13 protein-coding genes are annotated in these 18,945 nt (G+C 68.7%); 8 read left to right on the forward strand and 5 right to left on the reverse strand.

Annotated elements, in window-relative coordinates; genetic code table 11:
- Window positions 1–28 precede the first annotated feature (28 nt).
- Entirely contained in the window at window positions 29–1,417 is a 1,389-nt protein-coding gene (locus tag AC06G6_RS07825) for a DUF4192 family protein (RefSeq protein WP_479827883.1), read from the forward strand.
- Window positions 1,418–1,838: 421 nt separating this feature from the next.
- Window positions 1,839–3,173: an RNA polymerase sigma factor gene (locus AC06G6_RS07830; RefSeq protein WP_479827885.1), complete on the forward strand. Its 1,335-nt coding sequence runs from the start codon at window positions 1,839–1,841 to the stop codon at window positions 3,171–3,173.
- Between the two features lie 178 nt (window positions 3,174–3,351).
- On the opposite strand, the gene AC06G6_RS07835 is transcribed toward AC06G6_RS07830, so the two are convergent.
- Entirely contained in the window at window positions 3,352–3,573 is a 222-nt protein-coding gene (locus AC06G6_RS07835) for a DUF7455 domain-containing protein (protein ID WP_282383279.1), read from the reverse strand.
- 235 nt (window positions 3,574–3,808) lie between these two features.
- Between AC06G6_RS07835 and AC06G6_RS07840 the strand changes: the two genes are divergently transcribed.
- Both AC06G6_RS07840 and AC06G6_RS07845 read left to right on the forward strand, forming a co-directional pair.
- Window positions 3,809–5,917 (forward strand): DNA gyrase/topoisomerase IV subunit B, encoded by a 2,109-nt coding sequence (locus tag AC06G6_RS07840; protein WP_479827887.1) that lies wholly within the window; start codon window positions 3,809–3,811, stop codon window positions 5,915–5,917.
- 169 nt (window positions 5,918–6,086) lie between these two features.
- Complete coding sequence (locus AC06G6_RS07845) at window positions 6,087–7,610, forward strand: M20/M25/M40 family metallo-hydrolase (protein ID WP_479827889.1); 1,524 nt, start codon at window positions 6,087–6,089, stop codon at window positions 7,608–7,610.
- Window positions 7,611–7,830: 220 nt separating this feature from the next.
- Here AC06G6_RS07845 and AC06G6_RS07850 read toward each other — a convergent pair whose 3' ends face one another.
- From AC06G6_RS07850 to AC06G6_RS07860, 3 genes are all read right to left on the reverse strand, one after another.
- Window positions 7,831–8,820 carry a M56 family metallopeptidase gene (locus tag AC06G6_RS07850; RefSeq protein WP_479827891.1) on the reverse strand — a complete coding sequence of 330 codons (990 nt, stop codon included), beginning with the start codon at window positions 8,818–8,820 and terminating at the stop codon, window positions 7,831–7,833.
- A gap of 6 nt (window positions 8,821–8,826) precedes the next feature.
- The gene (locus AC06G6_RS07855; RefSeq protein ID WP_069951345.1) at window positions 8,827–9,213 is read right to left on the reverse strand and encodes a BlaI/MecI/CopY family transcriptional regulator; all 387 of its coding nucleotides are present in this window, start codon (window positions 9,211–9,213) and stop codon (window positions 8,827–8,829) included.
- A gap of 147 nt (window positions 9,214–9,360) precedes the next feature.
- A complete protein-coding gene (locus AC06G6_RS07860) occupies window positions 9,361–10,797 on the reverse strand; it encodes a DUF2252 domain-containing protein (protein WP_479827892.1) in 1,437 nt (478 codons plus the stop codon).
- Window positions 10,798–11,080: 283 nt separating this feature from the next.
- On the opposite strand from AC06G6_RS07860, the gene AC06G6_RS07865 reads away from it, so the two are divergent.
- The 4 genes from AC06G6_RS07865 to AC06G6_RS07880 are packed head-to-tail and all read left to right on the forward strand — an operon-like array spanning window position 11,081 to window position 18,372.
- The gene (locus AC06G6_RS07865) at window positions 11,081–12,682 is read left to right on the forward strand and encodes a cytochrome ubiquinol oxidase subunit I (protein WP_479827893.1); all 1,602 of its coding nucleotides are present in this window, start codon (window positions 11,081–11,083) and stop codon (window positions 12,680–12,682) included.
- 35 nt (window positions 12,683–12,717) lie between these two features.
- Window positions 12,718–13,767 carry a cytochrome d ubiquinol oxidase subunit II gene (gene cydB, locus AC06G6_RS07870; RefSeq protein WP_479827895.1) on the forward strand — a complete coding sequence of 350 codons (1,050 nt, stop codon included), beginning with the start codon at window positions 12,718–12,720 and terminating at the stop codon, window positions 13,765–13,767.
- 6 nt (window positions 13,768–13,773) lie between these two features.
- Complete coding sequence (gene cydD / locus AC06G6_RS07875; protein WP_479827897.1) at window positions 13,774–17,358, forward strand: thiol reductant ABC exporter subunit CydD; 3,585 nt, start codon at window positions 13,774–13,776, stop codon at window positions 17,356–17,358.
- Window positions 17,359–17,379: 21 nt separating this feature from the next.
- Window positions 17,380–18,372, forward strand: a complete 993-nt coding sequence (locus AC06G6_RS07880) for a GNAT family N-acetyltransferase (protein ID WP_479827899.1) — start codon at window positions 17,380–17,382, stop codon at window positions 18,370–18,372.
- A 30-nt stretch (window positions 18,373–18,402) separates the two neighbouring features.
- Here the strand turns inward: AC06G6_RS07880 and AC06G6_RS07885 are convergent, their stop codons facing one another.
- Window positions 18,403–18,921, reverse strand: a complete 519-nt coding sequence (locus AC06G6_RS07885) for a DinB family protein (protein ID WP_479827901.1) — start codon at window positions 18,919–18,921, stop codon at window positions 18,403–18,405.
- Window positions 18,922–18,945: the final 24 nt, after the last annotated feature.

Genomic DNA, 18,945 nt, shown 5'->3' on the forward strand with positions numbered 1-18,945 from the left:
GGCGTGCCCGGGCCGCGAAGCTGGCTTCATGACAGCTCCCGATCACCTGAGAATCACCGGCCCGGAGGACATCCTCGGGTTCATCCCGCATTCCCTGGGCTACTGGCCGGCGCGCAGCCTCGTCGCCATGACCATGCAGGGCAAACGGCTCGGCGCCACGCTGCGGGTGGACCTCCCGGGCGACGGAGGAAGCCCGGACTGGTCCGGCACTCCGGGGCCGGCAGGCTTTGCCCGTTCCGTGGCGTCCTATCTGGCGGCCGACGCCGAGGCGGACGGCTCGCTACTGGCCCTCTTCACCGAAACCGACGGGGACGGCGCGCCGTGGGCGGAACTACTGGCGGCGCTGGAAAACACGCTGGCCGACGCCGGCATGCCCGTGCGGGACACTTGGCTCGTCGGCGCCGACTACTGGCGCAACGCCTACTGCCTGGACCCGTCGTGCTGCGCACCGCCGGGGCGTCCGGTGGAGGAGATCAGGAACAGCAGGCTCAACGCTGAGATGGTCTACCGCGGCAGCACCGTGGGAGCGGCGCCCGGCGCCGCGCTGCTCACGCCGCCGCCGGGTCCGCCGGATCCCGCCGTGCTGGATGCCCAGCGGGAGTGGGCGCAGCTGTTCTCCGCCGTCGTGCGGGACAGGCGCCAGTTCAGCCAGGTCCTGGACGTGTGGGGGCGGGTGCTGCAGGCCCACGCGCCGACACTGTCCATAGCGCTGACCGGCTACCTGCGCGCATCCCTGTGCGTCCCGTCCTGGCGCGACGCCGTGCTGGTCATGGCGGCTGCCGGGTCGGAGGCAGCTGAGCGCGGAGCCGACGACTTCGGTGTGTTCCACGGCGGGCCACCGGATCCCGATGGGGACGGTTCCCTTTCTGCCTCCGAACAGTCATCATGGCCGCTGGCTCCGTTGCCTCCGCTGGAAGGCTTCCCTCCGCGCGGCCCGGCCCCCAGTCGGCAGCGCCCCGGGGGAGCGGGCACCAGGGGCGAGACGCCCAGGGGAGGGGCGCCCAGGAAAGGTGGCGCCAGGAAAGGGGGCCCCCGGAAAGAAGACACCGGCCGAGCGGGAGGCTGCGGTGGTGCCGGCCATGAGCGGCCGGATGTTCCCGGGTACGGTGAAGTCCTGCTGGGTCTGGCGCCCCCATTGCCGGACTGGGCCTTGATGGCACGCCTGGACCGGGTGCTGGAGCATCTGTGCGCCGCCGGCGGTGAGGCGGGAGCGGCCGCCTTGACCGGGCGGGGGTGGATTGAGTGGTGCAGGGGCAAAGGATCGTTTGCCGATGCACTCTTCCGCCGCGCGGACCAGGAGCTTCCGGGCTACCGGCTGGCCGAACTGCTGGCGGAGCTCGTCCGCCGCGGGACGCTCTGCGGCTGGGCGGCGCGGAGGGAGACGGCCTGGCAGCGGTTCGAGCCGGACGTTGCCTGACACCGGGCCAACACGAAGCCACCACCGGGCCACCGCGGCCGCGGCGCAGCCAACACCAAGCGGACGCCGGGCCAACGCCGGGCCGCGCCGTGGCCATCACCAAACGAACGCCGGGCCGGAGCCGGGCCGCGGCGGCGCCACCGCCGTGGGCCGTGGGGGTGCCGCCGGATATCGGGGCCTACGCCCCGCGTCGGTCCCGATCGAGAAAACCGTGAGACAATGGTTGCCGAGACCCGGTTGGGTCCGTGTATTAAGTGCTTGTAGTGAACCTTGGAAACAGGGAACATTACGGTCACCCCAGGAGTTCTACTTAGTGGCTCTGCTGGTCGTGATCGCACCTGATGTGAAACACGGACTTGACAGGGTCATAGTGGTGTTGCCCGTATGGTGATTCCACAGACCGCCGCTAGAAAGGTTTTCTGTGACCCCGTCTTCCGCGAAGAAGGAACCCGCCGACCAGGCCGTATTGTCCCCCGAGGAGAAGAAGGCGGCGACGAGCGCCAAGCGCGCCGCCACGCGCGCAGCCAACAAGGCTGTCAAAGACGCAGCCTCGGCCGAAGGTGACAGCACCGCATCGGCAGTCGCCAAGCCTGAACCCAAGAAGCGCGGGCCCAAGCCCGGCGCTAAAGCCGCGGCGCAGGCCGCCGGCAAAGCCAACGGTGACGATGACACCGATGAGGAAGTTGAAGTAGATCTCGACGACGTCGTCGTGGAGGCCGTCGAGATCGGTGAGGACGGGGAGGAAATCCCCGCCAAGGCCGCCGCCGCAGCCACCGGCTCCGGCTTTGTCTACTCCGACGCTGACGACGATGACGCCCCCGTGCAGCAGGTCATGTCCGCCGGCGCCACCGCCGACCCCGTCAAGGACTACCTGAAGCAGATCGGCAAGGTCGCCCTGCTGAACGCCGAGCAGGAAGTCGACCTCGCCCTGCGCATCGAGGCTGGCCTCTTTGCCGAGGAAAAGATTAACGCCGACGACGGAACCATGGATCCGAAGCTCAAACGTGAGCTCGAATTCGTCATCCACGACGGCAAGCGTGCCAAGAACCACCTGCTGGAGGCCAACCTCCGCCTCGTGGTCTCGCTGGCCAAGCGCTACACCGGACGCGGCATGCTGTTCCTGGACCTGATCCAGGAAGGTAACCTGGGCCTGATCCGTGCGGTCGAGAAGTTCGACTACACCAAGGGCTTCAAGTTCTCCACCTACGCCACCTGGTGGATCCGCCAGGCCATCACGCGTGCCATGGCCGACCAGGCCCGCACCATCCGCATCCCGGTGCACATGGTGGAGGTCATCAACAAGCTTGCCCGCGTGCAGCGCCAGATGCTGCAGGACCTCGGCCGCGAACCCACACCCGAAGAGCTGGCCCTCGAACTGGACATGACCCCCGAAAAGGTCGTCGAAGTCCAGAAGTACGGCCGCGAGCCGATCTCCCTGCACACCCCGCTGGGCGAGGACGGCGACTCTGAATTCGGTGACCTCATTGAGGACTCCGAGGCAGTGGTCCCGGCCGACGCGGTGAGCTTCACCCTGCTGCAGGAACAGCTGCACTCGGTGCTGGACACCCTCTCCGAACGCGAAGCCGGCGTGGTCGCGATGCGCTTCGGCCTGACCGACGGACAGCCGAAGACTTTAGACGAAATCGGCAAGGTCTACGGGGTCACGCGCGAGCGGATCCGACAGATCGAATCCAAGACCATGTCCAAGCTGCGGCACCCGTCGCGGTCCCAGGTCCTCCGGGACTACCTGGACTAGGCACGCACCAAACAACGCGGGGTCATTTCCCGCCCGTCCTCCCCGGAGGATTGGGCGGGAAATGGCCCCGCGTTGTTCGTTAACTGACGTGCAATGTTCGCGGAAGTTGCCGTTAACGCGGAAAGAGCCCCTCCGTAACCGGAGGGGCTCTTTCTCACGTGGTCTAATCGACCGGACTCTAGTCGACCGGGACTGCCGGCTTCTCGTGAAGGCGTCCGGTCTCGTCGTGCCAGTCTGAGCTGAGCGGCCTGAGCGTCGGTTCTACGGCGCGGGCGTGGTGGCCGCAGAAAAGAAGCTCACCTCCGGAGGCGCCGAGAACAACCCGGACATACGCCTGTGCTCCGCAACGATCGCACCGGTCGACGGTGGTGAGTGTGCGGTCCGCAACTGCTGTTGTCATGTTCGGCCTCCTTGGTAGATCGGTATACCTATATAACCAGCATTCGCAGCGAAACCGTGGCACGGATGGCCCACTTTCGCTGTACGCGTATCACGTCTCGGTAACGGGTTCCGGCACGTGGGGCGCCGGAAGAGTGGCGGCACGCCGGACGCCGGCACTCCGACTACCCTAGGAAGAGCGCCAAAAACCTTTGTCCGTCCAATGACGGTCCCGTTCCTGAAGGAGTTTCCGCCCCGTGGCACCAAGTTCTGATTACACCGCCCGGCATCTCTCCGTGCTGGAAGGCCTTGAGGCCGTCCGCAAGCGACCGGGCATGTACATCGGTTCCACCGACTCCCGCGGACTCATGCATTGCCTCTGGGAAATCATCGACAACTCCGTCGACGAGGCCCTCGCCGGGTTCGGCCACGACATCAAAATCATCCTGCACGCGGACAACTCTGTGGAGATCCACGACGACGGCCGCGGCGTCCCGGTGGACATCGAACCGAAGACCGGGCTCAGCGGCGTCGAAGTCGTCTTCACCAAGCTGCACGCGGGCGGCAAGTTCGGCGGCGGTTCCTACACGGCCTCCGGCGGGCTGCACGGCGTGGGCGCCTCGGTCGTGAACGCCCTGTCCGCCCGGCTGGACGTCGAAGTGGACCGCGGCGGCAAGACCTACAAGATGTCCTTCCGGCGCGGTGAGCCAGGCCGTTTCAAGGACACCGGCACGCGGCCGGACCCGGCTTCGGTGTTCTCGCCCTTCGTCGACGGTTCCGTCCTGGACATCGTGGGCAAGGCCAAGCGCGGCGTCACCGGCACGCGGATCCGCTACTGGGCGGACCGGCAGATCTTTACCCCGGACGCCAAGTTCTCCTACGACGAACTCGCCGCCCGCGCCCGCCAGACCTCCTTCCTGGTGCCCGGTTTGAAACTCACCGTCCGGGACGAGCGCAAGCTCCCCGGCACCCCGGGCGAGCTCGGCGGGCACGAGGAGGTCTTCCACCACGACGGCGGCATCTCCGAGTTCGTTGAGTACCTCGCCGCCGACCCCGCCGTCACGGACGTCTGGCGGCTGCACGGCGCCGGCAAGTTCAAGGAGACCGTCCCGGTCCTGGACGACAAGGGCCACAGCCACCTCACCGAGGTCGAGCGGGACTGCGAGGTCGACGTCGCCCTCCGCTGGGGCATCGGCTACGACAGCACGGTGCGCACCTTCGTCAACATCATCTCCACGCCCAAGGGCGGAACCCACCAGACCGGGTTCGAGCAGGCGCTCCTCAAGACCTTCCGCAAGGCGGTCGAGACCAATGCCCGGAAGCTGAAGGCCGGCAACGACAAGATCGAGAAGGACGACATCTTCGCCGGGCTCACCGCCGTCCTCACCGTCCGGCTCGCAGAGCCGCAGTTCGAGGGCCAGACCAAGGAAATCCTGGGCACCTCGGCCGTACGCGCCATCGTCGCGAAGGTGGTGGAACAGGAAATCAACGCGAAGCTGACCTCGTCCCAGCGCAACGACAAGGCCCAGTCGGCGCTGCTGCTGGAAAAGGTCGTCAGCGAGATGAAGTCACGCATCTCCGCCCGCGTCCACAAGGAAACCCAGCGCCGCAAGAACGCCCTTGAGACGTCCTCCATGCCCACCAAGCTCGCCGACTGCCGAACGGACGACGTCGCGCGCTCCGAGCTGTTCATCGTCGAAGGCGACTCGGCGCTCGGCACCGCCAAGCTGGCCCGCTCCTCCGACTTCCAGGCGCTGCTGCCCATCCGCGGCAAGATCCTCAATGTCCAGAAGGCCTCGGTGGGCGACATGCTCTCCAACGCCGAATGCGCCGCGCTCATCCAGGTCGTGGGCGCGGGATCCGGCCGGAGCTTTGACATCAGCGCCGCCCGGTACGGCAAGGTCATCCTGATGACCGACGCCGACGTCGACGGCGCCCACATCCGCACGCTCCTGCTTACGCTGTTCTTCCGCTACATGCGGCCGATGATCGAGGAGGGCCGGGTCTTCGCGGCCGTCCCGCCGCTGCACCGGGTAGAGGTCATCAACGCCGGGCAGAAGGCCAACGAGATGATCTACACCTACTCGGAGGCCGAACTGCATGTCCTGCTGGCCAGGCTCGCCAAGGAAGGCAAGCGGTACAAGGAGCCAATCCAGCGGTACAAGGGCCTGGGTGAGATGGACGCGGAGCAGCTGGCCGAGACCACGATGGACCCGAGGCACCGCACCCTGCGCAAGGTTGGCATCGACAACGCCAAGCACGCCGAAGAGACCTTCGACCTGCTGATGGGGTCCGACGTTGCACCGCGCAAGGACTTCATCATCGCCGGGGCGGCGGGCTTGGACCGGGAACGCATCGACGCCTGACCCCTGCTGTATTGACGTACGACGGCGCGCATTGTCCTTGCCGTTGCCGGATCGCGCCAGTGCCCAAATGCCCTCTAACCCGGTATGCCTCCTTCCGATAGTGTCGTCTCACGGCCCCGGGCAATGACGCCCGGGGCCGGATTCCGCAGCATAAATCCAGGAGACCCCTATGAGGCAAACTCGGAATATCCAGCGCGCGGCCATCGCCGCCACGATCGGGCTGGCGGTCAGCTTCGCGCCGCCGGCCCTTGCAGCAACCGGCACCAATACGGAGGCTCTGCGCTCCGCGGTGTCGGCAACAAACATCACTGCCCATCTCGAAGCCCTGCAGGCCATCGCGGATGCCAACGGCGGCAACCGCGCGGCGGACAGCCCGGGCTACGAGGCGTCGGTCGAATACGTAAGAGGCCTGCTGGATGGCGCCGGCTACACTACGCAGCTTCAGCCGTTCAGCTACGACCGCTACGACTTCACGTCGGCTGCTCTGCAGCGCATCTCACCCAATCCGGAGACCTACACCTACGGGACCGGTTTCGTGGACATGTCCTATTCGGGCGCCGGCGACGTGACTGCCCCGCTGACCGCCGTCGACCTTAACCTCGCCGGTGACCATGCCTCGACCAGCGGCTGCGAAGCGGCCGACTTCGCCGGCTTCACGCCGGGAAACATCGCCCTGATCCAGCGCGGCACCTGCACCTTCCGGATCAAGGCGGACAACGCCGCCGCGGCCGGGGCCTCGGGGGCCATCATCTTCAACCAGGGCAACGTCGTCGCGGGCGATGACCGCCTCGGCCTCTTCGGCGGGACCCTGGACCTGCCCCAGGCTGACATCCCGGTGGTCAGTACGAGCTACGCCACCGGCGCCGAACTCGCCGCGCTCAGCGATGTGGTGATGCGTCTGGCTGTCGAGGCAGGCGTGAGCAGGATCGAATCCTTCAACCTCCTCGCGGATTCCCCAGTTGGACGTGCCGACCGCACCGTGGTGGTGGGCGCGCACCTGGACTCCGTGGCCGAGGGACCCGGCATCAACGACAACGGCTCAGGCTCAGCCGCCATCCTGGAGACCGCGCTCCAGATGGCTGCTCTGGGCATCACGCCGACCAACCGGATCCGCTTCGCGTTCTGGGGCGGGGAAGAGGACGGCCTGATCGGGTCCGAGCACTACGTCTCCCAGCTGACGACCCGCCAGGTCAAGGACCACGCGGTCAACCTCAACTTCGACATGGTCGGTTCGCCCAACTTTGTCCGCTACGTCTACGACGGCGACGGCTCGGCGTTCGGAGAGAAGGGCCCCAACGGCTCCGCGCTGGTGGAGAAGGTGTTCCTGGACTACTTCAAGTCCCAGAACCTGCCCGTTGCGCCCACGGCCTTCGACGGACGGTCCGACTACTTCGGGTTCATCAACAACGGCATTCCGGCCGGCGGATTGTTCACCGGAGCGGAGGACCTGAAGACCGCGGAGGAAGCGGCGATCTTCGGCGGCACGGCCGGCGCCCCGCTGGACCCGTGTTACCACGCGGCCTGTGACACCATCGCCAACGTGAACGAGACGGTGCTGGAGGAGATGGCCGACGCGATCGCGCACACCACGCTCACGTTTGGCATGACCACCTCGGCGGTCAACGGATCGGCGAAGGGGAACGGGGCCGGCAATGTGGACCTCGAATACAAAGCCAACAAGCTGCTGAAGTAACCGCTGAATCACAGCGGTGCAACGGGTGCCGGGCCGCTCCGCCTTCGGGCGGGGCGGCCCGGCCTCTGCGTGGGGGCTGGCCGGCACAACAAGGCACCGGCCATGGCCGGTGCCTCGGAGGGGCTCAGCCCAGCGGGACAACCAGGAGGGGCTCAGCCCAGCAGGCCGGGGACAACCAGGAGGGGCTCAGCCCAGCAGGCCGGGGACAACCAGGAGGGGCTCAGCCCAGCAGGCCGGGGACAATCAGCAGGGCCGTTGGAACCGCCAGCAGGAGCAGGCAGGCCGCCAGGACCGCCGCGCGCAGGGGCTCCGGGAGCGGAGGCTGCGGCGAGAGCAGGCGGCTGACGCGGGACGCCGTCGTCCGGGCGGAACCGGCCCCTCCGGTGGCACCCGGCTGGCCTGGCTCGCCGTCGGACAGTTCCGGCTCGCCGAAGGCCATCCGGGCAGCGGGCGAGCCGGGGGAGCCGCTCGCCACAATCGCGATCGCCTTGATCAGGGTGGCCTTGCTCTCGGTCTTCAGCGCGACGTCGTCGGCGAGCATCTCGATCAGCGAGCTGACGGCTTCCTGCGCCAGCCGCGTGGTGGGCAGCCACGGCAGCGCCTGCCGCCAGGCCGCGAAAGCCCAGAGCAGCAAGTGGTGGCGCTGGTCCAGATGGGCGTTCTCGTGGTTCAGGACCGCACGGAGTTCGGCGGGTTCCAGGGCCGCCATGAGCCCGTCGGAGAGCACGGTGACTGAACGCGCTCCTCCCGGCAGGCAGTACGCGACGGGGGAGTCGACGTTGATCACCATGGTCCGCGGGCCGTCAGCGGACGGGGACGCGAGCAGGGCCAGCAGTTCACGGTGCCGGCGCCGCTGGCGCTGAATCTTGTAGTACGTCAGCAGCAGCGTGAAGACCAGATGTGCCGTCAGCAGGGCCGCGGCCGAGAGCGCAAAGATGTGCCAGAAGCCCAGTGCCGTGGTGGGCGCATTGTTGAAGACCATCCCGGCCAGGGCCTTGAGGCCGGCCAGCAGGTTGTCCCCGATCGGTTCCAGCCCGTAGACCAGCATGGCGCCGATCATGGACAGCCCGCCGGCAAGGGCGATCGCCTGCCAGAGCAGCATTGCCGTGAACGGCGAACGTGCCGGCCACTGGGCGCGGGAAAGCAGGATAGGCACCGGCCAGGCCAGCGCTATCGCCAGGACCGCCAGAAACCATGAGGTCCAGAACATTGGGCGCTAGCTGAGTCCCAGCAGCTTGCGCAGCGTTTCTGCCTCGGTGTCGGTGACGGAACCGATAAAGCGGGCCAGCACGGCCTCGCGGTCGGGTGCGGAGCCCAGCACCTCGTGCATGAGCTCAGCGGTGTGGTCCTCACGGCTGGAGACTGCCTGGTAGCGGTGCGGGCGGGTGCCGCGTTCGCGCTCGACCAGGCCCTTGCGCTCCAGGCGGGAGAGCACGGTCAGTACCGTGGTGACGGCCAGATCCTTGCCCTCATGGCCTGCGGTACCGTTTTCGGGGCGCGTGCTCTGCGCGAGCAGATCCCGCAGGGTGTTCGCGGTCGCAGCCTCATGGCCTGCCCAGAGCAGATCCATCACTGCCCGTTCCAGTTCACCGAGACTTGCCATTCCGTACATCCTTCGTGAGGGCCGCCCGGCGGATCGACTCTGCCGGGCGGTCAGTGGATACTTCAGTCTTAAATTTAGCGTGTTTTGCGGATAGTTTCTACATGAGGTAGAAGTACCGGCCGTGGGCGTGTCGTGGGCGATGTTGACCTAGAGGCCCTCGATTGCTTCCAGCCGGCCGGAGCGGACCGCGTCGGCGAAGGCCTGGTAGTCCCGTTCGTTCTGGTCGGCGTAGCGCTCGGAGAAGTCGGTGACAGCCACATCGAACTTGTCGCTCTTGCCCAGGTAGGTGGCGATCGCGACGGCGTCACCCGAGCGGGCGTGGGCGCGCGCAAGTGTCCACCCGCAGGCGTTGGCGTAGAAGTTCATGCCGAGCGGTTTCATCGCTTCCACAACGGCTGAGCCCTTCATGTCACGCAGTTGGCGCCAGTACAGGTAGCGGTTCTCCTGTGCGCCCTTGGTCCACCCCAGGAAGATGTCGCTCGCAGCCTGCATCATCCGCTGCCCCTGCACCACGCGCTCGCCCGGCTGTTTGAATTTGCTCTTGGGCAAGTGGTCCTCCAGCACGGATCGTGTGGCCTCCTTGACCTGGAGGAACAGCGGGTCCTGTTGATCGCGCCCCTGGAGCAAGGCGATAAATGCCCGGGTCCCGACACTGCCGACGCCGACGACCTTGCGGGCGACGTCGATAATTTCGAAGCGCTCGAGGAGGTGGCGCCGGTCCTCCTGGAGTGTGGCCCGGTAGGAACGGAGCTGCTCGCGGATCACGTGCTCAAGTTCATCGGCGGACATGCTGAACGATCCGCCCAGTTCCCGGGCCGGGATGACGATCGGTGGCTGGCTGACGATCCGGTACTTCCCGTCCACACGCTCGGCGAGTTTGGACAGTGCCTGCAGGCTGTCCCGCGTGTGGGCCTTGGCGACGTTCGCCCGCGCGGTCTTTGCCATGCCCTGGGCTGCCTTCTTGAGGGCTTTTCCCTTCTGCGTTGCCGCGGCCAGGTCAATGGCTTCAATCAGTTGCTCCTCGGACAAGCGGGCGTACCAGATGTCCAGGGTGCGCATTTGTGCGAACTGGGCCATCGCTTCCCGGTAGGCCCGAACCGCGGCCAGTGTCACGTCGCGGGTTTCTTCCGTGGTGAACGCGTTGTTCCGGGCCGCGATGGTGAAACTCGCGGACATACGCTTGACGTCGTATTCAAACGGCCCCGGAAGTGTTTCGTCGAAGTCGTTCAGGTCGAACAGCAGTGTCCGCTCCGGCGAGGCGAACACGCCGAAGTTCGACAGGTGGGCATCCCCACACAGCTGCGTGATGAGGCCTGCCCGTGGCGTGTCTTTCAGGTCGGCGGCCATGATTTTGGCCGCGCCCCGGTAGAAAGTGAACGGTGAGACCATCATCCGTCCGTGGCGCACCGGGACGAGATCCTGTTCGCGGGTCAGGTTCTGTTCCTTGAGGAGCGCGACCGGATCCGGCCGGTCCGGCGCCGGAACCCAGCCCGTGGAGCTGGACACCGGCGTCTTCTCCCGGTATCCCTTGCCCTTCGCAGCCCGCTCTTCAACGCTCCGGTGCTTGACTTTCGTCTCGGCCATGATCGACGACCTCCCTTTGACGTCAGGTACCGCCGCCGGGCACTCGCTGCCTGGGGCAGTACCTGCTGAGTTGCGCAAACGCGCCTCGGCTTCGCGCTCCATCAGAATGGCTGCGCAGGTATTTGCGATTGTGGCCCTGAAGCTGCCCGTGGTCAACGCCTCCATTGCGGGCCGTTACGTGCCGTGGGACTCTGGGTGCAGTGAACCATCAAAGTGTTCTACACTCTGTAGAAGAATCTTTCTACGTCATGTAGAAGTTGCTCCTAGCAAGTGAGGGACTGCCTTGGACGCCTTGGAAATCGCACGGTGGCAATTCGGAATCACCACCGTCTACCACTTCATGATGGTGCCGCTGACGATCGGCCTCGGGCTCGTCGTCGCCGTGATCCAGACGATGTGGCACCGGACCGGCAAGCCCGAGTACCTCCGGATGACCAAGTTCTGGGGCAAGCTCTTCCTGATCAACTTCATCATGGGCGTCGCCACCGGCATTGTGCAGGAATTCCAGTTCGGCATGGCCTGGAGCGAATACAGCCGCTTCGTCGGCGACGTGTTCGGGGCGCCGCTGGCCATGGAGGCCCTGCTGGCGTTTTTTGTGGAGTCAACGTTCCTGGGGCTCTGGATCTTCGGCTGGAAGCAGCTCAAGCCCGGCGTCCACCTGGCCTGCCTCTGGATCGCCGTGATCGGTTCGGTCTTCTCCGCCTACTTCATCATCGTCGCGAACAGCTGGATGCAGCACCCCGTGGGCGTGGAGATGATCAATGGCCGTCCCGTGATGACCGACGCCTGGGCGGTCTTTACCAACAACACCGCCCTCGTCGCCGTCCCGCACACCATCTTCGGCGCCCTCGCCGTCGCCGGCGCCTTCCTGCTCGGCATCGCCTGGTACCACCTGTGGCGCCGCCGGCACGACGGGATCGACACCATCGGCGCGGACGGCAAGGTCATCCCCGGCGAGGCCGCCATCCCCGGCCGGGACCGCGCCGACCACGCCGTCTGGATCCGTTCCCTGCGGATCGGCGCCGTCGTTGCCATGATTTCCTTCGCCGGCACCGCCATCACCGGGGACCTGCAGGGCAAACTCATGTTCGAACAGCAGCCCATGAAGATGGCCGCCGCCGAAGCGGCCTGCCACGACGGCACGGGCTTCTCCATCCTGAGCATCGGCAATGTCGGTTCCAAGAACTGCGATGACATCGTCGCGCTCATCGAGGTCCCCGGGATCCTGTCCTTCCTCGCCAAGGGCGATTTCACCACCGAGGTCAAGGGCGTCAACAGCCTGATCGACCAGTACAAGGCCGACTACGGCACCCACCTGCCGGACAACCCCATCTACGGGGAACGCGCCGGGCAGGAGATCCAGTACGTCCCGGTCATGGAGGTCACCTACTGGGGCTTCCGGATGATGATCGGCTTCGGCGGACTGGCGGCCCTGGCCGCGCTGGTTGCCCTCTGGGTTACCCGCAGCGGGACAGTGCCCGCCTCCCGCGGCCTGATGCGGCTGGCTGTGTTCGGGATCCTGGCGCCGTTCGGAGCCAACGCCGCCGGCTGGATCTTCACCGAGATGGGCCGCCAGCCGTTCGTCGTCGCCCCCAACCCGGACCCCAGCGGGATCGACCAGGTCTTTATGTTCACGGCCGCCGCCGTCTCGCCCGGTGTCTCCGCCGGCGAGCTTATGACCTCCCTCGTGGTGCTCACCGCCGTGTATGCGGTTCTGCTGGTGGTCGAGGTGAAGCTGCTGGTCAAGTACATCCGCGGCGGGGTGGTCGCGGCCATGCCGGAACTGGCGCACGTGCCCGCGGACGAGAACGAGGATGCCACCCCCAAGGGCGGTGGCCCCGGCAAGCCCGGGGACGCCGACGACGTCCTGGCCTTCGCCTACTAGCCTTCGCTCCCCAAGAAACGCAGAGGATACTCAGCATGGATCTCCTTCCCACCATCTGGTTCATCGCCATCGCGGTGCTATGGACGGGCTATCTCTTCCTCGAGGGCTTTGACCTCGGCGTCGGGATGCTGATGAAGGGCTTCGCCCGGAACAACACCGAACGCCGCGTGCTGCTCAACACCATCGGCCCGGTCTGGGACGGTAACGAGGTCTGGCTCCTGACCGCGGGCGGCGCCACCTTCGCGGCCTTCCCGCTCTGGTACGCCTCCCTGTTCTCCGCTCTGTACCTGCCGCTGCTGCTGGTCCTCGTCGCGCTCATCTTCCGCGCCGTGGCCTTCGAATACCGCGGCAAGGTGGACAACCCCCGCTGGCGTGCCCGCTGGGACTGGGCCATCTCCCTCGGCTCCCTCGTGGCGGCCTTCGGCATCGGCGCAGCCCTGGGGCTGACCACCACGGGACTCCCGCTCAACGCCAACGGCGACCGCGAAGGCGGTCCGTTCGCCTGGTTTAGCGCCTACGCGGTGCTCGGCGGCCTCGCCGTCGTCGGTTTCTCGCTGCTCCACGGCCTCGCGTTCCTGGCCCTGAAGACCGACGGCGACGTCCGGCACCGCGCCCGCCGGTGGTTCGTCCGGCTCCTGCCCGTGCTGCTGCTGCCGATCGCGGGCTGGGCGATCAGCCTGCAGCTGCTCAGCGGCGAGGTGTGGACCGTGCTCGCGGTCGTCGCCGCCGTCGTCGCCGCCGTGCTGGCGTGGAACTTCGCCCGCACCGGAGCCGAAGGCCGCGCGTTCCTGTCCCTGGGCGCCTTCCTGCTCCTGGGCAGCGCCTCGATCTTCGGCGCCGCGTTCCCGGTGGTGCTGCCGTCCACGCTGAACCCGGACTTCAACCTCACCGTCTCCAACGCCTCCTCCTCGGACTACACCCTGGGCCTGATGAGCGTCGTCGCCCTCATCGGGCTGCCGCTGGTGCTCGCCTACCAGGCGTGGACCTACTGGGTGTTCCGGCGCCGGGTGAGCGACGCCCACATCCCCGAGGCGCACAGCTTCCTCCCCGCCATCGCCGCCAAAGCCCTGGCACCCAAGGACTAGCACCTGATGAGACCGCAGTTCCCCCCGGGCCCCGCCAACCGCGCCGCCCTCTACCTGCTGGGCCTGCTCGCGGCCCTGAAGGCCCTGTCCCTCGTGCTGATCGCGCAGGCGGTCGCATCCATGCTGGCGGGGCTCATGGCCGGCGACCCGGCCTGGGGCGGGCAGCTGTACTGGGGGATTGCGGGAGTGGCGCTACGGTCCCTGACGGTCTGGGCGCAGGCTGTCGCGTCGCGCCGGGCGGCACTGGGTGTGAAGGAGGAGCTGCGCTCGCAGCTGCTCGAGCGTGCGCTGCGCAACGGCACCCGGTCCGCCGGCCCCTCCGACGGCGGCCTCGCGATCCTGGCGACCCGGGGGCTGGACGCCCTGGACAGCTACTACACCCAGTTCCTTCCCGCCCTGGTGAACTGCGCCGCGATCCCGCTGCTGCTGGGGGCCCGCATCCTGTACGCCGACTGGATCAGCGCCGCCGTGATCGTGCTGACCGTGCCGCTGGTCCCGCTCTTTATGGTCCTGATCGGCCGCTACACCGATGACCGCGTCCGGGAAGCCCAGTCGGCCCTGTCACGGCTCTCCGGCCACATGCTGGAGCTCGCCAAAGGCCTGCCCGTCCTCGTGGGACTGGGCCGGGCCACCGCGCAGCGCAAGGCCCTCGAGGACCTCTCCGAGGAATACCGCCACCGGACCATGGGCACCCTGCGGACCGCCTTCCTCTCCGCCCTCGCGCTGGAACTCATCGCCACCATCTCCGTCGCCGTCGTCGCAGTGTTCATCGGCGTCCGGCTGGTCCATGGCGACATGGCGCTGGAAGCGGGGCTGCTGGCCCTGATCCTCGCCCCGGACTGCTACCTCCCGCTCCGGGAACTGGGCACCGCCCACCACGCGAGCGACGACGGCCGTGCCGCGCTCGCCGAAACCACCGCCGTCCTCGACGCGCCCGAGCCCACGCCGCTGCGGCCCGCCGGGCCCGGGGCGGACACCGCCTCCGCTGCCGCCGTCACCGGGACGGCCGCAGCTGCCGCCTCCACCGCCGCTGCCACCTCCACCGCCTCTGCCGCCGCCTTTGCCGGGGCTGACGGCGGAACCGGCCGACCCCCCGCCCTGAGCGTGGCCGGGCTGACCGTCCGCTACGGCGGCCGGCCGGATGCCGCCGTCGGGCCGCTGACTTTCACCGCAGCCCCGGGGCGCATCACCGCCCTCGACGGCCCGAGCGGCGCCGGCAAGAGCACCGTCCTGGGCGTGCTGGCCGGTACCATCGGGACCGGCAGCGGCACGGACCAGGAAACCACCGTCACCGGACGGCTTGAAGGATTCACGACGGCGGATGTCGCCTGGGTGCCGCAGCATCCCGTGATGGTGGCCCCCACCGTGCTGGACGAGATCCGCCTGTATCTGGGTTTCGCCGCGGGAACTGCTGCGGACGGCACCGGCGATCCGGGGCACGCCGCGGCCCTGCGCTGCCTGGCCGCCTGCGCCGCGGAGCACCTCGCCGAAAAGCACCCAGCCGAACTCAGCCCGGGGGAGCTGCGCCGCGTCGCACTCGCCCGCGGCCTGGCGAGAATCGACGCCGGGGCCCGGGTGCTGCTGCTGGATGAACCCACCGCCCACCTGGACCGGGAATCCGCCACCGCCGTCAGCCGTGCCATCGCCGCGCTCCGCGGAAAGGTCACCGTCCTGCTGGTGGCCCACGACCGGCTGACCCGCGAACTCGCCGACGAAATCGTGGCCGTGGCACCCGGTGCCCAGGCTCCCGCGCCCGCGACGCCGCCCGGCGTCACAGCATCCGCCGCCACAGCGTCTGCCCTTGAAACGTCGGCTGCCGGTTCGGCCACCGCCGTGGACCCCGCCACCCAAGCCGCACTGCTTGAACCCCGGCCGGCCGCCGTCGGGCAGCCCGGACGCACCCCGCCCGGGTCAACGGCAACCCGGCTCCGCCGGCTGCTCGCACCCGTAGGCGCCAAGTTCGCCGCGGCCGGCGCCGTCGGCACCCTGGCGGCGCTCTTCGCCGTCGCCCTCGCCGGGCTCTCCGGCTGGCTGATCATCCGCGCCAGCGAGCAGCCGCCCATCCTGTATCTGCTCACCGCGATCGTGGGCGTGCGCTTCTTCGGCATCGGCCGCGCCGCGCTGCGCTATCTGGAACGCCTCCTGCTGCACGACGCCGTCTTTGCGGCCCTGACCCGGCTCCGCGGCCGGCTCTGGGAGTCGCTGAGCCGGCGCGCCCTCTCGCTGCGCCGGCTGCTGCAGGGCGGCAACGTCCTGGGCACCGTGGTGGACGACGTCGACACGGTCCGGGAACTCCTGCCGCGGGTGGTCCTGCCTCCGCTCACCGCCGTGGCCGTCGCCGCAGCCTCCGTCACCGGCATCGCGCTGCTCCTGCCGGCGGCGCTCCCCGCCGTGATTGCCGCCGCGGTGCTGAGCCTCGTGGCGGCCCCCGCCCTGGCGCTGGCAGCGGACCGGATGTCCGCGGGCACCGAACAGCGGCTGCGCTCCGGGGTCCTCCGCCAGGTGGCGGCCGCCCTCGACGCACGCGCCGAACTCCACGCCAATGGCGTCTCCGCGCCGGTGCTCGCCGCCATCACCCGCGCAGACCGCTCCGCCACCGCCGCGTCCCAGCGCTCGGCGTGGGCCGAAGGGCTCGGCCAGGGACTGACGGTGCTGGCCTGCGGCACCGCCGCCCTGGCCAGCGCGGTGCTGGCCGCTCCGCTGGCCCTCAGCGGAGCCGTTGAGGCATCCACCGTCGCCGTCGTGGTGCTGCTCCAGCTCGCGCTCGTGGAGCCCTACGCGGCCATCACGACGGCGGTCCGGCAGTATCCCGCGCTGCGGGCCGTGCTGGAGCGCATCGGCGAAGCGGGCGTCCTGGACGACGGCGACGCCGACCCGTCCGGCGGCCTGGTCCCGGTCGCCGGACGGCCCGGCGGCAGGCCCGGCATCGAGCTCCGGGACCTAGCGGCCGCCTGGCCCGGCGGGCCGCCGGTCTTCACCGGCCTCACTGCCACGGCGGAACCCGGGCGCTGGCTGGCCGTCACCGGGACCTCCGGCTCCGGCAAGTCCACCCTGCTCGCCGTCGTCCTGGGCTTCCTCCCGGCATCCGGGGGCCGGATCCTGCTGGGCGGGCGTGCCGCCTGGTGCCCGCAGGAGGCGCACCTGTTCGACTCGACCATCCGCGGCAACCTGCTGCTGGGGCTGCCCGAGGGCCAGCGCGGGGGAGAACCGGAGGCCAGGCTGCAGGACGCCCTGGCCGCCGTGGGCCTCGGACCGCTGATCGCTCGGCTGGAGCACGGCCTGGACACCCGGATCGGACCCGGCGGAGCCTTCCTCAGCGGAGGCGAACGCCAGCGCCTCGCCGTCGCCCGCACGCTCCTGACCGGTGCGGACGTGATCCTGCTCGATGAACCCACGGCACACCTGGATGCGGAGTCCGGCCGGGCGATGCTGGCCGAGCTCCGGCACGGCCTGCGGGACCGCACCGTTGTCCTGGTGACCCACAACCCGGATGACATCGCCGCGGACGACAGCCGGCTGGACCTTGACCGGGCGGCGGCCGCGCAGGCTGCGCTGGCCCCGGAGCCAACGCCGTTGCTGGCGCGGGGGTAGGCCGGACGTTAGCCTGTTGCCATGAACGGACACGCCGACGCCCTGGCCAGCCTGGACCCCCGCCTTGAGTGGCGGGCCGCCGGCACCGCGGACCTGGACGACTGGGCCGCACTGATCGCCCGGACCGCCGCCGTCGAACGGCCCGTCTGGTATGAGCGCCGCGCCGACCTGGAACAGGTCCTCGAATCACGGACGAACCCGGCCGCAGCGAACACGGTTCTCGGCTTCGACGCGCGGGGCGCGGTCCGCGCCTACGGGCGGATCACGAAGAACCCGGACGGCGAGAAGGCGATCGGGTACGGCTGCGTCGACCCCGCATGGCAGGGACACGGGATCGGCACCGGGCTGCTGGGCTGGATGGAGGCGAGAACGCGGCAGCGTTTTGCCCAGGACGCGGTGCCGGGTTCCACGCCCAGGCTGCGGCTTCATATGGAGCAGCAGCACATGCACCAGGCCGCCCTGTTCGGGGACGCGGGCTACCGGATCGTCCGCTACTACAACGAGATGCACCGGCCGCTGGCGGACGGTTTTCCCGAGGCCGTGCTGGGCGGGGGGCTGGAACTCGTGGGCTTCGGCCCGGAGCTGCACGAGCCGGTGCGGCTCGCACACAACGAGGCGTTCCGGGACCATTGGGGCAGCGAGCCGCGGGACGAGGAGGCCTGGGGCTTCGTGGTGAACGATCCGCTGGCCCGGCCGGACCTGAGCGCCGTCGTCGTGGAGCTGTCCACCGGGAAGGTGGCCGGCTACCAGCTCGCCAGCCATGACGCGGTCAGCGCCGGGTCGCGCGGCTACAAGGAGGGCTACACGGACCTGCTGGGCGTGCGGCGCGAGTTCCGCGGCCGCGGGGTGGCGCAGGCGCTTCTGGCCGACGCCATGCGCCGCTTCGCCGCGGCCGGGATGGACAAGGCCTCGCTCGACGTCGATTCGGAGAACCCCACCGGGGCCCTGGCCCTCTACGCCAAGATGGGCTACGTCGCCGTCAACACCAGCATGGCCTGGGACAAGGAACTGTAGCTACCCGTCCACGCGCTACCCGTCCACACGCTATCCATCCACATCGTGGAGATGATGGACGACGTCGTGCAGGAAGTACTGCGAGAACGTCAGCACGGTGAACTCCGAACCGTTGCTGCGGGTGCCCGTGCGGCCCCACTGCTCCTCCGGAACCCGTCCGAAGGAAGCGGCGATCTGCTCGCCCTCCGCGGTGAGTTCCGCACTGACCTCCGCCGGGTCGGCGTTCGCGTAGTCCTTCTCGACCGCGGTCGCGTCCTGGTCCCAGTCATCGAACCGGGCGTCCTCCTCGCGGAGCATCAGGTCCAGCCGGTGGTCGAACAGGCTGAAGACGTCCCGGACGTGGCAGGCGTACTCCAGCACGGACCACGTGTCACTATTCGGGCGTTCCGTCACGTCCGGACGCCGCAGCGCGGCGCGCCAGCGGGGGAGCATGCTGGCCAACTGGCCCGGCACCGTGGCCGGGGTGCAGGCTGAGACGTCGAAACCGCACTCGGGGCAGGGCCGCTGCAGCACCCAGGTCCAGTCCTTGTTGTCCGCGATGATAGGCATGCGAGCAGTCTAAACGCATTTTCC

Source organism: Arthrobacter sp. CJL-S3 (genome assembly GCF_056711635.1).

What these genes read in the sequence shown, in the direction of transcription:
- AC06G6_RS07860 (WP_479827892.1), bottom strand. Translation starts at nt 10,797, where the DNA reads ATGGCCGAGACGAAAGTCAAGCACCGGAGCGTTGAAGAGCGGGCTGCG.
- AC06G6_RS07835 (WP_282383279.1), bottom strand. Translation starts at nt 3,573, where the DNA reads ATGACAACAGCAGTTGCGGACCGCACACTCACCACCGTCGACCGGTGC.
- AC06G6_RS07885 (WP_479827901.1), bottom strand. Translation starts at nt 18,921, where the DNA reads ATGCCTATCATCGCGGACAACAAGGACTGGACCTGGGTGCTGCAGCGG.
- AC06G6_RS07880 (WP_479827899.1), top strand. Translation starts at nt 17,380, where the DNA reads ATGAACGGACACGCCGACGCCCTGGCCAGCCTGGACCCCCGCCTTGAG.
- AC06G6_RS07825 (WP_479827883.1), top strand. Translation starts at nt 29, where the DNA reads ATGACAGCTCCCGATCACCTGAGAATCACCGGCCCGGAGGACATCCTC.
- AC06G6_RS07850 (WP_479827891.1), bottom strand. Translation starts at nt 8,820, where the DNA reads ATGTTCTGGACCTCATGGTTTCTGGCGGTCCTGGCGATAGCGCTGGCC.
- cydD (WP_479827897.1), top strand. Translation starts at nt 13,774, where the DNA reads ATGAGACCGCAGTTCCCCCCGGGCCCCGCCAACCGCGCCGCCCTCTAC.
- cydB (WP_479827895.1), top strand. Translation starts at nt 12,718, where the DNA reads ATGGATCTCCTTCCCACCATCTGGTTCATCGCCATCGCGGTGCTATGG.
- AC06G6_RS07845 (WP_479827889.1), top strand. Translation starts at nt 6,087, where the DNA reads ATGAGGCAAACTCGGAATATCCAGCGCGCGGCCATCGCCGCCACGATC.
- AC06G6_RS07855 (WP_069951345.1), bottom strand. Translation starts at nt 9,213, where the DNA reads ATGGCAAGTCTCGGTGAACTGGAACGGGCAGTGATGGATCTGCTCTGG.